At 70.3% G+C, this 14,668-nt stretch carries 11 protein-coding genes; 4 read left to right on the top strand and 7 right to left on the bottom strand.

What is annotated here, in order from left to right; all coding sequences use genetic code 11:
• The 6 genes from ACQEWB_RS12465 to ACQEWB_RS12440 form a co-directional block, all read right to left on the bottom strand.
• Positions 1–1,809: a branched-chain amino acid ABC transporter permease gene (locus ACQEWB_RS12465; protein WP_432830113.1), complete on the bottom strand. Its 1,809-nt coding sequence runs from the start codon at positions 1,807–1,809 to the stop codon at positions 1–3.
• A gap of 4 nt (positions 1,810–1,813) precedes the next feature.
• Positions 1,814–2,743, bottom strand: a complete 930-nt coding sequence (locus ACQEWB_RS12460; protein ID WP_432830111.1) for a branched-chain amino acid ABC transporter permease — start codon at positions 2,741–2,743, stop codon at positions 1,814–1,816.
• A gap of 151 nt (positions 2,744–2,894) precedes the next feature.
• Positions 2,895–4,115: a branched-chain amino acid ABC transporter substrate-binding protein gene (locus tag ACQEWB_RS12455; protein ID WP_432843774.1), complete on the bottom strand. Its 1,221-nt coding sequence runs from the start codon at positions 4,113–4,115 to the stop codon at positions 2,895–2,897.
• A gap of 228 nt (positions 4,116–4,343) precedes the next feature.
• The gene (locus tag ACQEWB_RS12450) at positions 4,344–5,009 is read right to left on the bottom strand and encodes a hypothetical protein (protein ID WP_432830109.1); all 666 of its coding nucleotides are present in this window, start codon (positions 5,007–5,009) and stop codon (positions 4,344–4,346) included.
• Between the two features lie 89 nt (positions 5,010–5,098).
• The gene (locus ACQEWB_RS12445; protein WP_432830107.1) at positions 5,099–5,587 is read right to left on the bottom strand and encodes a PaaI family thioesterase; all 489 of its coding nucleotides are present in this window, start codon (positions 5,585–5,587) and stop codon (positions 5,099–5,101) included.
• 52 nt (positions 5,588–5,639) lie between these two features.
• Complete coding sequence (locus tag ACQEWB_RS12440; protein WP_432830105.1) at positions 5,640–7,934, bottom strand: FdhF/YdeP family oxidoreductase; 2,295 nt, start codon at positions 7,932–7,934, stop codon at positions 5,640–5,642.
• 121 nt (positions 7,935–8,055) lie between these two features.
• On the opposite strand from ACQEWB_RS12440, the gene polA reads away from it, so the two are divergent.
• Both polA and ACQEWB_RS12430 read left to right on the top strand, forming a co-directional pair.
• Complete coding sequence (gene polA / locus ACQEWB_RS12435; protein WP_432830103.1) at positions 8,056–10,782, top strand: DNA polymerase I; 2,727 nt, start codon at positions 8,056–8,058, stop codon at positions 10,780–10,782.
• 457 nt (positions 10,783–11,239) lie between these two features.
• Positions 11,240–11,524, top strand: a complete 285-nt coding sequence (locus ACQEWB_RS12430; protein WP_432830101.1) for a hypothetical protein — start codon at positions 11,240–11,242, stop codon at positions 11,522–11,524.
• Here the strand turns inward: ACQEWB_RS12430 and ACQEWB_RS12425 are convergent.
• Complete coding sequence (locus tag ACQEWB_RS12425; RefSeq protein WP_432830099.1) at positions 11,487–12,350, bottom strand: DUF4184 family protein; 864 nt, start codon at positions 12,348–12,350, stop codon at positions 11,487–11,489. The two genes, ACQEWB_RS12430 and ACQEWB_RS12425, sit on opposite strands and share 38 nt — an antisense overlap.
• A gap of 325 nt (positions 12,351–12,675) precedes the next feature.
• On the opposite strand from ACQEWB_RS12425, the gene ACQEWB_RS12420 reads away from it, so the two are divergent.
• Together ACQEWB_RS12420 and ACQEWB_RS12415 are read left to right on the top strand one after the other, a co-directional pair.
• Positions 12,676–14,376: a lytic transglycosylase domain-containing protein gene (locus ACQEWB_RS12420; RefSeq protein WP_432830097.1), complete on the top strand. Its 1,701-nt coding sequence runs from the start codon at positions 12,676–12,678 to the stop codon at positions 14,374–14,376.
• A gap of 155 nt (positions 14,377–14,531) precedes the next feature.
• Positions 14,532–14,666, top strand: a complete 135-nt coding sequence (locus tag ACQEWB_RS12415) for an SPW_0924 family protein (protein WP_360832560.1) — start codon at positions 14,532–14,534, stop codon at positions 14,664–14,666.
• The last annotated feature ends 2 nt before the right edge of the window (positions 14,667–14,668 follow it).

Genomic DNA, 14,668 nt, shown 5'->3' with positions numbered 1-14,668 from the left:
TTACGCCCCTGCCTTGGTGATGGCCGGTTCGTCCGTCAGCGTTTCGGTGTCCGGTACGTCGAGTTGGCCGGTCTCGTGGAATTCGAGCTGGCGGCGGCGGTTGGCGATGATGCCCTCGGGGCGGAAGCGCATCAGGAGGATGAGCGCGATGCCGAAGGCGAGCAGGGACTTGTCCTGGAGGAAGTCGAGCTTCTCCGGGAGCAGGTAGAGCAGCGCCGCGCCGAGGATGGGGCCCGCGACCGTGCCCATGCCGCCGAGGACGACGGCGGCCAGCAGGAAGGCCGAGTTGGGCGGGGTGGAGCCGGCGAACTGGTAGGGGTTCGGGACCACGCTGTACGTCACGTGCGCGCTGACCGTACCGGCGAGACCCGCCAGCGAGGCGCCCAGCGCGAAGGCGATGAGCTTGACGCGGAAGCCGTTGATGCCCATGGCGGTGGCGGCGGTCTCGTCCTCGCGGATGGCGATCCAGGAGCGGCCGATGCGGGAGTCGGCGGCGCGGTTGTAGACGGTGACCACGATCGCCATGATCAGGACCATCAGCAGGTAGTAGTTGGCGAACCGGCCGAGGGTGAACCCGCCGAGGTCGTGCGGCTCCCCGAAGTTGAACCCGAGGAGGTTCAGGTCGGGGATGGCGGGGATGCCGTTGGGGCCGTTGGTGAGGTCGGGTCCGGACTCGCCGTCCATGTTGTTGACGGCGATGCGGAAGATCTCTCCGAAGCCGAGGGTCACGATGGCGAGGTAGTCGCCGCGCAGCCGCAGGGTCGGGGCGCCGATGAGGACGCCGAAGAGCAGCGAGGCGGCGGCGCCGGTGAGGGCGGCGGCCCAGAAGGGGAACTGGACGCCGGAGAACTTGGAGAACTCCGAGCCGGAGACCAGGGCGGCCGTGTAGGCGCCGACGCCGAGGAAGGCGACATAACCGAGGTCGAGAAGGCCGGCGAGGCCGACGACGATGTTCAGCCCAAGGGCGACGGTCCCGAAGATCAGGATGTTGACGCCGATGTTGGCGTAGTGGTCGTCGGTCTGGGTGAACGGGAAGGCGATGGCCGCGAGGAAGCCCATGGCGAGCGTGAAGCTGCGGTTGGCGGCGACCATGGCCGAGAAGCGGTCGAGCAGGCCGGCCGTGTGCAGTGCCCAGACGGCGAAGACGACGACGATCAGGAAGCCGATGAACAGCTCGCCGTACTCGGTGTCGATGCCGTAGGTGAAGACGGCGAGGCCGATGATGGTGCCGACGGTGATGACGGCCCGCTGGATCCAGGGGCTGGTCGGCTGCGGGGCCGGGATGCGGTCCGGCTTGGGCAGGTAGGACTTGAAGAAGTCCTTGGTCTCCGCGTTGTCCGGGGGGAGCGCGAGGGCGCCGAGGACGGGCAGCAGGGAGGCGATGATCGCGATCCAGGTGCCGGTCTCCCAGTTGGCGACGCCGCCGAGCTTGGCGGCGATCTCGATCGCGGTGAACCAGGTGACGGCGAAGCCGCCGAGGGCCACCAGGACGAGCGGCGCGTTGTTGCGGGCGGGCAGCAGCCAGCCGAGGCCCCGGATGCCGTACGAGGCGAGGGCGAACACGGCGGTGAGGACGCCGGCGATGAGGGACAGCCACTGCAGGCCGCCCGGGTAGCCGGTGACGGTGAGGTCGCCCGGGAACTCCGAGGTCCAGGTCCAGGCGAGGAACGTGGACGCGACGGTCGCGATGCCGCCGACCAGCAGCAGGGCGCGGGCGGCCGCCTCGGGCAGCGGGACGAGACCGTGCGCCGGGCGGGTGGGCACGGCGTCGGAGGGCGGCGTGGCGGGGGTCTTGGTCGTCTCGGTCATGTCATCACGCCCTGTCCGCGACGCGCTCGCCGAGCAGACCCTGTGGCCTGAAGAGGAGCACCAGGATGAGGAGTACGAAGGCCCAGACGTTGGCCCAGCTCTGGCCGCCGAGCTGCTGCATGCCGGGGATGTTGTTGATGTAGGCGGAGGCGAGGGTCTCGGCGATGCCGAGGACGACGCCGCCGAGCATCGCGCCGTAGATGTTGCCGATACCGCCGAGGACGGCCGCGGTGAAGGCCTTGAGGCCCATCAGGAAGCCCATGCGGTAGTCGATGCTGCCGTACTTGAGGCCGAAGGCGAGGGCGGCGACGGCGGCGAAGAAGCCGCCGATGGCGAACGCGATCACGATGATGCGGTTGGTGTCGATGCCCATGAGCTGCGCGGTGTCCGGGTCCTGCGCGGTGGCCTGCATGGCGCGGCCGGTGCGGGACTTGCGGACGAACCAGGCGAGCGCTGACATACAGATGATCGCGGCGGCGATCAGGAAGATGTCGGCGTCCTTGATGGTGACGGAGCCGATGTCGTGGGTGGCGTCGAGGCCGGGGAAGGGGAGGGCCTTGTCCGCGTTGGGGTAGAAGTTGCGGACGGCTTCCTGGAGGGCCAGGGAGAGACCGATGGCGGTGATGAGCGGTGCCAGGCGTGGTGCTCCGCGCAGGGGCCGATAGGCGAACCGTTCCGCGCCGACCGCGATCAGGACGGAGACGATGGCGCCGCCGACCAGCATCAGGGGGATGGCGGCGGCCATGGGGGTGCCGTCGGGCAGGATGTAGAGGTAGACCGTGAGGGCGCCGAAGGCCCCGGTCATGAAGATCTCGCCGTGCGCGAAGTTGATGAGCTGGACGATGCCGTACACCATCGTGTAACCGATGGCGATCAGCCCGTACATCGAGCCGAGAAGCAGCCCGTTGGCCAGCTGCTGCGGCAGGGTGTTCACCGCGTGGCCTCCATGTCGCTGGTGGTCGTGTGCACAGAGTCGTTGTGTGTGTGCACGGGGCGTGAGCAGGTTCTGGGTGTGGAAACGGGCCGCGCGGTCGGGATCCTCCTTCCGCGCGGCCCGTGGTGCGGTCTTGCCGGTACTGCGAGCGTCAGCTGGCGGTGCCCGTCTTCACAGCCTTCCACGCGCCGTTCTCGACCTGGTAGACGGTGAGCTGCTTGTTGCCGGTGTCGCCGTACTCGTCGAAGGAGACCTTGCCGGTGATGCCCTGGAAGTCGGACTTGCCGACCTCGTCGACGACCTTGGAACGCAGGTCGTTGATGTCGCTGGGCAGCTTGCCGCTGTTGGCGTCCTTGACGGCCTTCACGGCCTTGATGATGGCGGTGGCGGCGTCGTAGGAGTAACCGCCGTAGGCGCCGTAGTCACCCTTGTAGCCCTTGGCCTTGTAGGTCTCGACGAACTGCTTGGCGGCGGGCAGGGTGTCGACCGGGACGCCGACAGAGGTGACGAGGTCGCCCTCGGCGGCCTTGCCCGCGACGTCGATGTAGGTGGTGGCGTACATGCCGTCGCCGCCGAACAGCGGGATCTTGACGCCGGCGTCCTTGAGCTGCTTGGTGATCAGCGAGGACTCGTCGTACTGGCCGCCGTAGTAGAGCAGGTCGGCCTTGGAGTTCTTGATCTTGGTGACGAGCGAACCGAAGTCCTTGTCACCGGTGTTGACGTGGTCGGTCTGGACGACCGTGCCGCCGAGGCCCTTGAACTTGTCGGCGAAGATCTTGGCGAGGCCGGCGCCGTAGGTCTGCTTGTCGTCGACGACGAAGGCCTTCTTCTTCTTGAGGCCGTTGTACGCGTAGTCGGCGGCGAAGCTGCCCTGCAGCTCGTCGGTGGTGGCGGTGCGGAAGTACGTCTTGTACGGCCGCTTCTTCGCCGTCTGCCAGTTCTTGCCCTGGGTCAGCTCGGGGTTGGTGTTCGAGGGGGAGATCTCGACCATGTTGGCCGAGGCGAACACCTGCTGCATCGACTGGGCGACGCCGGAGTTCAGGGGGCCGACGGTGCCCACGACGTTCTTGTCGCCGACGAGCTTGGTGGCGTTCTGCTGGCCGGTGGCCGGCTGCGCCTTGTCGTCGAGGGGCTCGACCTTGAACTTGACGCCGGGAACCCAGTTGTTCTTGTTGGCGTCGTCGACGGCGACCTGGACGCCGTACTGGATACCGAGACCGGTGGTCGAGTTCTCGCCGGAGAGCGGGGCGTCGACACCGATGGTGTACGTGACGCTCGAACCGCTGTCGCTCTTGTCACCGCTGTCGTCTCGGGAGCCGCAGGCGGTGAGCGTCAGAGCTCCAGTCGCTAGGACGGAGGTAAGAACCACCAAGGAACGCTGTCGCACAATCAGTCCTTTCCGCAGGCATGTCCGCCCCGGTGGGGACGTTGGATGCCGCGCTGGTACCGAACTCCCGATGGAGCGGTGACTGGCCGTGACTCTAAGCCCGATCTGTGGGCAGGAGCATCGCCGTGCGCTGGCTTGTGACTTTCTTGTTATGACGTGGTGCGGAGCGAGGTATCGGACGGCGGCTCTCAGCCGTTTTGGCGGATTATCCTCTCAGTCCGCATTCTGAGAACCTGCACTTCCGCTTGGCCGTGGGGCCGGACGGGCGGGAGAGCGGTTGCAGGCCCGCCGGAACAGAGTGGAGAGATCACGGGCGTACGCGCCGTCGAAGATGAAGCTGTGGTGTTGTATTGCGCGCGTGTTACGGAGCGTTACGTCAAGAAAGGGTAGGTCGGCGCTCACGGGCAGGCCCGAACAGTCGGACACCGAAATCTTTACGGTGACCCGGCGTGTCGTCCCGGCGAGAACGGTAAAAGCGGGCCGCGGCGTGGCGTGCGCGGTGAGTCCCGGGAAGGCGGCGTCGAGGACCGTCAGGGTCACGGGCGGGCCGATGTCGACGGACACGGCGAAGCGGAAACTCCCGCCGGTGGCACGGGAGGCGAGGGGTTCACCGAGGCCCAGGTAGTGCCAGTCGGTGACGTTCGCCGGGTAGGGGATCGGGTCCGGCGGCCGGGCGTGGTCGGGGCTGCCGGCCTGCGGCGCGAGCAGGGCCACGGCGGTGACGGCGGCGATCACGCCGGCCCCGAGCGCGGTCCGGCGGGCGCGTGGCGAGACGGTGGGCCAGCGGTCGGTGAGGCGCGGGGCATCGGCGCCGATGACGTCGTGGCCTTCGGCCGGCCCGGCGGAGCCGACGGGTTCGACGGGACCGATGCCGCTCATGACCGCAGCCTCATGGGGAAACGGTAGGTGAGAGGGGTGGCGTGGGATAGATGCCGGTGGCGAGCCCGTCCCCCGGCACCGGCGGCCGGTCAGCCCGCGGAGCTCAGATGCGCCCCGTCGCCCGGCCTGACGTCACGCAGCAGACAGGTCAGCCGCGCACTGCACACGCGCCGCCCCTCCTCGTCACTGATCACGATCTCGTACGTCGCCGTCGAGCGCCCCCGGTGCACGGGCGTCGCCACTCCGGTCACCAGGCCCGAGCGCGCGCCCCGGTGATGGGTGCAGTTCAGGTCGACGCCGACCGCGATCTTGGAGCTGCCGCCGTGCAGCATCGAACCGACGGAGCCGAGCGTCTCGGCCAGCACCGCGGAGGCGCCGCCGTGCAGCAGGCCGTAGGGCTGGGTGTTGCCCTCCACCGGCATGGTGCCGACGACGCGGTCCGCGGAGGCCTCCAGGATCTCCACGCCCATGCGCGTCCCCAGGTGGCCCGCGGAGAACAGGGCCGGCAGGTCGACGCCGAGCGCGGCGTACTCGTCGATGACCTCCTGCGGGAACCTCACATACTGGTGCTCGCCCATGGGCCGTGCTCCGTTCGTCGTGATCAGTCGTGCAACCTGCCTGAGCAAACGCTCAGTCGGTTGCCGATTGTTCCAGACGTACGACGACGGACTTGCTGGCCGGGGTGTTGCTGGTGTCCGCGGTGGCGTCCAGCGGGACCAGGACGTTGGTCTCCGGGTAGTAGGCGGCCGCGCAGCCCCGCGCCGTCGGGTAGTGCACGACCCGGAAGCCGGGCGCCCGGCGCTCGACGCCGTCCCGCCACTCGCTGACGAGGTCGACGTAGGAGCCGTCCGCGAGCTTCAGCCGCCGCGCGTCTTCGGGGTTGACCAGCACGACCCGGCGGCCGTTCCTGATCCCCCGGTAGCGGTCGTCGAGGCCGTAGATCGTGGTGTTGTACTGGTCGTGCGAGCGCAGGGTCTGCAACAGCAGCCGGCCCGCTGGCAGTTCGGGGTACTCCACGGGGGCCGCGGTGAAGTTGGCCTTGCCGGTCCTGGTCGGGAAGCGGCGCTCGTCGCGCGGGGCGTGCGGGAGCGCGAAGCCGCCGGGGTGCGCCACGCGCGCGTTGAAGTCCTCGAAGCCGGGCACCACGCGCGCGATGCGGTCGCGGACGGTCGCGTAGTCCTTCTCGAACTCCTCCCAGGGCACCGAGTTCGCCGCGCCCAGCACCCGGCGGGCCAGCCGGCACACGATGGCCGGCTCGGACAGCAGATGGGCGCTCGCGGGCTCCAGACGGCCGCGGGAGGCGTGCACCATCCCCATGGAGTCCTCGACGGTCACGAACTGCTCTGTGCTTTTCCCATTCGGGCCGACCTGGAGATCGCGCTCGGTGCGCCCGAGCGTCGGCAGGATCAGGGCACGCGCGCCCGTGACCGCGTGCGAGCGGTTGAGCTTCGTCGACACGTGCACCGTCAGCCGGGCGCGCCGCATGGCCGCCTCGGTGACCTCGGTGTCGGGGGAGGCGGAGACGAAGTTGCCGCCCATGGCGAAGAAGACCTTGGCCCTGCCGTCGCGCAGGGCGCGGATCGCCTCGACGGTGTCGTAGCCGTGCTCGCGCGGGGGCGCGAAGCCGAACTCCTTCTCCAGGGCGTCCAGGAAGGCGGGCGCGGGCCGCTCGAAGATGCCCATCGTGCGGTCGCCCTGCACGTTCGAATGACCGCGCACCGGGCACACGCCCGCGCCCGGGCGGCCGATGTTGCCGCGCAGCAGAAGGAAGTTGACCACCTCGCGGATGGTCGGCACGGAGTGCTTGTGCTGGGTCAGGCCCATCGCCCAGCACACGATGGTGCGCTTGGAGTCGAGCACCATGCCGAGGGCCTGCTCGATCTCCGTGCGCGTGAGACCGGTCGCGGCGAGCGTCTCGTCCCAGTCGGCGGCCTTGGCAGCGGCCACGAACTCCTCGTAACCATGGGTGTGTTCGCGCACGAACTCCTCGTCGACCGCGCCTTCGGTCTCGAGGATCAGCCTGTTGAGGAGGCGGAAGAGGGCCTGGTCGCCGCCGATGCGGATCTGCAGGAACAGATCGGTGAGCGCGGCGCCCTTGAGCATGCCCTGCGGGGTCTGCGGGTTCTTGAACTTCTCCAGGCCCGCCTCGGGCAGCGGGTTGACGCTGACGATCTTCGCGCCGTTCGCCTTCGCCTTCTCCAGGGCGGAGAGCATGCGCGGGTGGTTGGTGCCCGGGTTCTGGCCGGCGACGATGATCAGGTCGGCCTTGTACAGGTCCTCCAGGTGGACGCTGCCCTTGCCGATGCCGATCGTCTCGTTCAGGGCCGAACCGGACGACTCGTGGCACATGTTGGAGCAGTCGGGCAGGTTGTTCGTACCGAGCTGCCGCGCGAACAACTGATAGAGGAACGCGGCCTCGTTGCTCGTCCGGCCCGAGGTGTAGAAGAGGGCCTCGTCCGGGGAACCGAGGGCGGCGAGCTCCTCGGCGACGATGTCGAAGGCGCGCTCCCAGCTCACCGGCTCGTAGCGGGTGCCGCCCTCGGGCAGGTACACGGGGTGCGTCAGCCGCCCCTGCTGCCCCAGCCAGTAGCCGCTCCGGGTCGCCAGGTCGGAGACCGGGTGCGCGGCGAAGAACTCCGGGGTGACCCGGCGCAGGGTGGCCTCCTCGGCGACCGCCTTCGCGCCGTTCTCACAGAACTCCGCGGCGTGCCGGTGGTCCGGCTCCGGCCAGGCGCAGCCCGGGCAGTCGAAGCCGTCCTTCTGGTTGACGCTCAGCAGCGTCAGCAGGGTCCGCTTCACACCCATCTGTTGCTGGGCGATGCGCAGCGTGTGCCCGATGGCCGGCAGCCCGGCCGCCGCGTGCTTCGGCCCGCCGACCTGCGGCGCGTCCTGGACCGGATCGCCCTTGGGCGCCTTGCTGGCCATCGCGCACTCTCCTTCGCGTACACGTGCGGTACGTCTTCGATCCTCGCACGTGCCGGTGACAGCGAGGGCGTTCGAGCGGCGGCGGGCCGGACTGTCAGTGGCGCATGGCAGGATCGGGGATGTGGCAGAGACAGCATCGAAGAAGACCGAGAACAACTCCGGCGGCAAGCGGCCCCGGCTGATGCTCATGGACGGGCATTCGCTGGCGTACCGCGCGTTCTTCGCGCTGCCCGCGGAGAACTTCACGACGGCGACGGGCCAGCCGACGAACGCGATCTACGGCTTCGCGTCGATGCTCGCCAACACCCTGCGTGACGAGGAGCCCACGCACTTCGCGGTGGCCTTCGACGTCTCCCGCAAGACCTGGCGCTCCGAGGAGTTCACGGAGTACAAGGCCAACCGCTCCAAGACCCCGGACGAGTTCAAGGGCCAGGTCGAGCTGATCGGCGAGGTCCTCGACGCGATGCACGTCTCGCGGTTCGCCGTGGACGGCTTCGAGGCGGACGACATCATCGCCACGCTCGCCACCCAGGCCGAGGCCGAGGGCTTCGAGGTGCTGATCGTCACCGGCGACCGCGACTCCTTCCAGCTGGTCACCGACAGCACCACGGTCCTGTACCCGACGAAGGGCGTCTCCGAGCTGACCCGGTTCACCCCGGAGAAGGTATTCGAGAAGTACGGCCTGACACCCGCCCAGTACCCCGACTTCGCGGCCCTGCGCGGCGACCCGTCCGACAACCTGCCGGGCATCCCGGGCGTCGGCGAGAAGACGGCCGCGAAGTGGATCAACCAGTTCGGGTCCTTCGCCGACCTCGTCGAGCGCGTCGAGGAGGTCAAGGGCAAGGCCGGGCAGAACCTCCGCGACCACCTGGAGGCCGTCAAGCTCAACCGCCGGCTCACCGAGATGGTGCGCACGGTCGAGCTGCCGAAGACGGTCGGCGACCTGGAGCGCGCTCCGTACGACCGCAAGACGCTCGCGATGATCCTCGACACCCTGGAGATCAGGAACCCCTCGCTGCGCGAGCGGCTGCTGGCCGTCGACCCGGGCGCCGAGGAGGCCGAGGACGCCCCGGTCGTGGTGGCCGGCGTGGAGCTGGACGGCAAGGTGCTCTCCACCGGCGAGCTGGCCGGCTGGCTCACCGAGCACGGCGGTACCACCCTCGGCGTCGCCACCGTCGACACCTGGGCGCTGGGCACCGGCTCCGTCGCCGAGGTCGCGCTGGCCACCGGGGAGGGGCCGGCCGCCTGGTTCGACCCGGCCCAGCTGGACGAGGCCGACGAGACGGCGTTCGCGGCGTGGCTGGCCGACGACGCTCGCCCCAAGGTCTTCCACAACGCCAAGGGCGCGATGCGGGTCTTCGCCGAGCACGGCTGGAGCATCGCCGGCGTCTCCATGGACACCGCGCTCGCCGCGTACCTGGTCAAGCCGGGCCGCCGCTCCTTCGACCTGGACGCGCTGTCCCTTGAGTACCTGGGCCGCGAGCTGGCGCCTGCCGCCGCGGCCGACGGCCAGCTGGCCTTCGGGGCGGACGACGGTGCCGAGGCCGAGGCCCTGATGGTGCAGGCCCGCGCCGTGCACGACCTGGGCGAGGCCTTCGAGAGCCGGCTGCAGGAGGTCGGCGCGGCCGACCTGCTGCGCGACATGGAGCTGCCGACCTCCACCCTGCTGGCCCGCATGGAGCGGCACGGCATCGCGGCCGACCGGGCCCACCTGGAGGCCATGGAGCAGATGTTCGCGGGCGCCGTGCAGCAGGCGGTGAAGGAGGCGCACGCGGCGGCCGGGCACGAGTTCAACCTGGGCTCGCCCAAGCAGCTCCAGGAGGTCCTCTTCGGCGAGCTGGCCCTGCCCAGGACGAAGCGCACGAAGACCGGTTACACCACGGACGCGGACGCGCTGGCGTGGCTGGCCACCCAGACGGACAACGAACTTCCGGTGATCATGCTCCGCCACCGTGAGCAGGCCAAGCTCCGCGTGACCGTGGAGGGCCTGATCAAGACGGTGGCGACGGACGGCCGTATCCACACCACTTTCAACCAGACGGTCGCCGCCACGGGCCGGCTGTCCTCGACCGACCCGAACCTGCAGAACATCCCGGTCCGCACGGACGAGGGCCGGGCGATCCGCCGGGGCTTCGTGGTCGGTGAGGGCTTCGAGTCCCTCATGACCGCCGACTACAGCCAGATCGAACTGCGCGTGATGGCGCACCTTTCCGAGGACGAGGGCCTCATCGAGGCGTTCACCTCGGGCGAGGACCTGCACAACACGGTGGCCGCGCAGGTGTTCTCGGTCGACCGGGAGCATGTCGACGCGGAGATGCGGCGCAAGATCAAGGCGATGTCGTACGGGCTGGCGTACGGGCTGTCGGCCTTCGGCCTCTCCGGGCAGCTGAACATCGACGCGGGCGAGGCACGGGGCCTGATGGACACGTACTTCGAGCGTTTCGGCGGTGTCCAGGACTATCTCCGCCGGGTCGTCGACGAGGCCCGCGCCACCGGCTACACGGCGACCCTCTTCGGCCGCCGCCGCTACCTGCCCGACCTCAACAGCGACAACCGCCAGCGGCGGGAAGCGGCCGAACGAATGGCCCTGAACGCGCCCATCCAGGGCACGGCGGCCGACATCGTCAAGATCGCCATGCTCAACGTCGACAAGGCCCTGCGCACGGCGGACCTCACCTCCCGCATGCTCCTCCAGGTCCACGACGAAATCGTCCTGGAGATCGCCCCGGGCGAGCGCGCGGCGGTGGAGGAGATCGTCCGCCGCGAAATGTCCGACGCGGTCCACCTCAGGGTCCCCCTGGGCGTCTCGGTGGGCGACGGCCCGGACTGGGAGTCGGCAGCGCACTAGCCTGCGGCGGTGGGGCGGGGGTCGTCGCGGCGGGGGGTGCGGCGACGGGCCTCGCCGGGGGCGGAGTGGCGGCGGCCCTGTGGGGTGCGCGGCGACGGGCCTCCTGTGCTGCGGCGACGGGCCTCCTGTGCTGCGGCGGTGGGTCTCGGGCGGGGTGATGCGGCGACGGGTTTGTTGCCGTGCGGCGGTGGGCCCCTGCGGTGCGGGGACGGGCCTTGCGCTGTGTGGCGACGGGTCTCTCGTGCGGTCGCTGGGCGGTTGGCGGGCTCTGGGCGTGGTGGGGTTGCTCCGTCGCTATTCGGGCTGCCCCCCCGAGAACCCGTATTCGGCGGTGCCGTCCCCCGGACCCCCTCCGTCAAACGCCCCGCACAACCCCCGGCCAAGCCCCGCAGGGCGTGTCACTCACGTGGCCCCCGTCAAGGCGCCCCCCACCCCCGGCTCCCGCAAGGATGCGGGCATGGGTATACGCATGCTCAACCGCCGTCCGGCGAGAGCGCAGGCGAGTGTCGAGTCGGCGCCCGTCGTGCCCCCCGCGCCGGTCCCGGCCTTCGCGGCCGACGCAAGCACCGCCCGCATCCCCACCGACCTCGCCACTGCCCTGCGCAGCATCCCCACCGACCTCGCCACCACCCTGCGCCGCACGGCCACCGACCTCCGGCGCAGACTCCCCGGGCGAACCGTGGGCCCAGCCGACCGTGCCGAATTCACCGGCCCCCCGGACGACCCCGCCCGGCGGCGCTGACCGCCTCCGGTTCGGCTGTGGTCGGCGCGGGGCGCCACACCCGTACCCCCGCGGCGTACAGCAGCAGGCCAAGGACCAGCCCCGCGCCGGCGCCGAAGCACACGGTCGGGAGCAGTTCCCAGGGCTTCGCCGTGGAACTCCAGTACGCCCACCACCGCGTTGCCCGCTCCACCGCCGCGACCCCGGCGCACCCGCCGATGACGACCCCGGCCCACCACCGGTCCCGTACGGACAACACGGGGACCGCCGGAGCAACCGCCGCCGCCCCGACCCCGCGCCGCAGAGCCCACCCCACCCACAGGGCGATCACCGCCGCCCCCACCACCGAACTCGCGTACTGAAGGTACGAGAACAGCGGCGAGCCCCCGAAGTCCTCGCCGAGCACCGGGAACAGCCGTACCCCCCACCGGTCGTGGTGCGTGAACGCGTCCCACACCACATGGGTCAGCGCGCCCAGACAGGCGGAGACGTACCAGCGTGCCACCAGCGACGGCCGTACGCGGGCGCGCGGCGCCCCGCAGTGGAGCAGGGCCGCCGGACGGGGCTGCCAGGGGCGGGGGAGGAGCGCCACGAGTGGCTCGCGGAGCAGCAGCCACAGGGCCGCCAGCATCCAGGACACCAGCACGTCGACCGTGAAGACGCCGGGGAAGGAGTGCGTGACCTCGCCGAACTCCATCGCCCCGGGCACGACACTCGCCGCGTAGTAGGTCATGTCGGGCGCGAACGACCCCGCCACGAGCATGGCCGGAACCAGTCGCCCCCGGCCCGTTCCGTCGGTGCGCACGGCGGGCAGTACGGCCGCCGCGTGGCTCAGGGTGAACGGCAACGGAGCTCCTCGCGCAGGGGATTGGCCCGGGGTGATCGATTCCGTCCAGTATGGGCCCTGTACGAGCACGGACCCGCGGGGCAACAGGACATGGCCAACCGGTGAAAACCGGGCGCGAACGGGTCCCCATGGAAAGGAAGTTGTCATAGGGTCGCCTGGGTCACCGTGCCGGGGAACATGTCGAACGGAATACCGATCGGCACCACGGGGCAACCGGCACGGCAGGTCGATCGTCACAACAGGGCGAGGGCACGGACTCGGCACCACAGTGCGAGTGCAGCGACGGAGACGGGACGCCCGGGCGTCCACGGGAGGGGTTCACTCTATGGCGGCGCAATTCGGCAGGAGGCTGGCCAAGGGCGCGGCGACCACCGCCGTGGCGGCACTCGCGGTCGCGGCTCTGTCCGCGTCGCAGGCCCCGGGGGTCACCGTGGACGACCACGGCAGACAGTCCGCGTCTGACGCCCAGCCCACACCCGACGCCACCGCCGACCCGGGTGCCGCCACCGGCAACTCCCCCTATTACACGGACCTCCCGCCGCTGAAGAGTCCGAACCCCTCGCCCAGCGCGGGCGCGGGCACCCCGGTCGCCCAGGGGGAGGCCGAGGCCGGCATCCCCGCGACCGTGCTCGACGCCTACAAGAAGGCCGAGACGGCCATGCAGGAGGCCAAGCCCGGCTGCAACCTGCCCTGGCAGCTGCTCGCCGCCATCGGCAAGGTCGAGTCGGGCCAGGCCCGCGGCGGCGAGGTCGACGCCAACGGCACCACGATCACCCCGATCCTCGGCCCGCAGCTCGACGGCAACGGCTTCGCGCTCATCAAGGACACCGACGGCGGCAAGTACGACGGCAACAGCTCGTACGACCAGGCCGTCGGCCCCATGCAGTTCATCCCGTCGACCTGGGCCTGGGCGGGCCGCGACGGCAACGGCGACGGGGTCAAGGACCCCAACAACGTCTACGACGCCGCCCTCGCCGCCGCCCACTACCTGTGCCGCAACGGCTGGGACCTGTCCCAGCAGTCGAACCTCAACAGCGCGATCCTCAGCTACAACAACTCGCAGGACTACCTGAACACCGTCCTGTCGTGGCTGGAGTACTACCGCAAGGGCACCCACGAGATCCCGGACGGCACCGGCTCGGTCCCCTCCAACCGCAGCGACGACGACGAGAAGGCCAACCCCACGCCGTCGCCGACGAAGCCGTCCAAGCCGACGCCGGGCACCGGCTCCCCGAGCCCGAGCGCGCCGAGCAGCCCGAGCCCGTCCACGCCGAGCTCGCCGACGCCGACTCCGACACCCACCGACACGGTGGACCACCTGGAGGACGCCGGCACCGCCAAGCTCACCGCGATGGCCGGGGACGCGTTCACCAAGAAGATCAGCACCAAGGCCGAGACCAAGGCCGGCAAGGCCGTCGCCAAGGTGCGCATCCGGTTCACCATCGTCGGCGACACCGACGCCACCTTCACCGGCGGCGAGACCGTGGCCACGGTCGTCACCAACAGCACCGGCACGGCCGTCGCGCCCGCGCTCCAGGCAGGCGAGAAGACCGGCGACTTCACGGTCCGCACGACCGTCGTGGGCCGCACCATCACCGGCCTCGACTACACGGCCACCGTCACCGAGCGCGTCGCCGACACCCTCGTCCGCACCAGTGACACCGCGCTGACCTGCACCCCGGGCGCCGAGTTCGCCGACCAGGTCGAGGTGAAGGCCACCTACAAGAGCGCCGTCGCCGACAAGGTCGCGGCCACCGCCACCCTGATCAAGGCGGCGGACGACGCGACCGAGAACGACAAGGGCCCCTACTTCAAGGACGCGGACGGCAAGACCGTACGCACCCTGACGGGCCTGACCACCGACGACAAGGGCGTCCTCCAGCTGCCCAAGCTGTACGCGGACGACACCACCGGCACCTTCCTGCTCCGCATCACCACCGCGGGCGGCGCCACCCTCGACGTCCAGTTGACGGTGGCGGCCGCCGACTCGGCGAGCCCGAGCCCGTCGGCGAGCGCCTCCTCGTAAGCGAGAACGAAGTCCCTTCACGGCAGGGCGCCCGATCCGTCACGGCGGACCGGGCGCCCTTCGTCTGTCGTGTCCGACGTGTTCTCATCTCGCCCACCCGTTGCTACGGTGCCGGACCTGACGATGTATCAGTTCCACTCCGTCGGGAGGCAGGCATGCGCGCCCTGATCGCCGCGGCGACCGGTCTCGCCCTCGCGTTCGCGCTCGTCCTCACGATCACCGCGATGGGGCAGCCGACGGGCAAGACGTCCCCGAAACCGCTGCTCACGACGGTGCCCGCACACCCCTAGCC

This window comes from Streptomyces sp. CA-249302 (assembly GCF_050936785.1).
In the GTDB taxonomy this organism is placed as follows: Bacteria; Actinomycetota; Actinomycetes; order Streptomycetales; family Streptomycetaceae; genus Streptomyces.
Note: the sequence above shows the minus strand (reverse complement) of the source record. Positions and strands in the feature narration are given on the sequence as shown.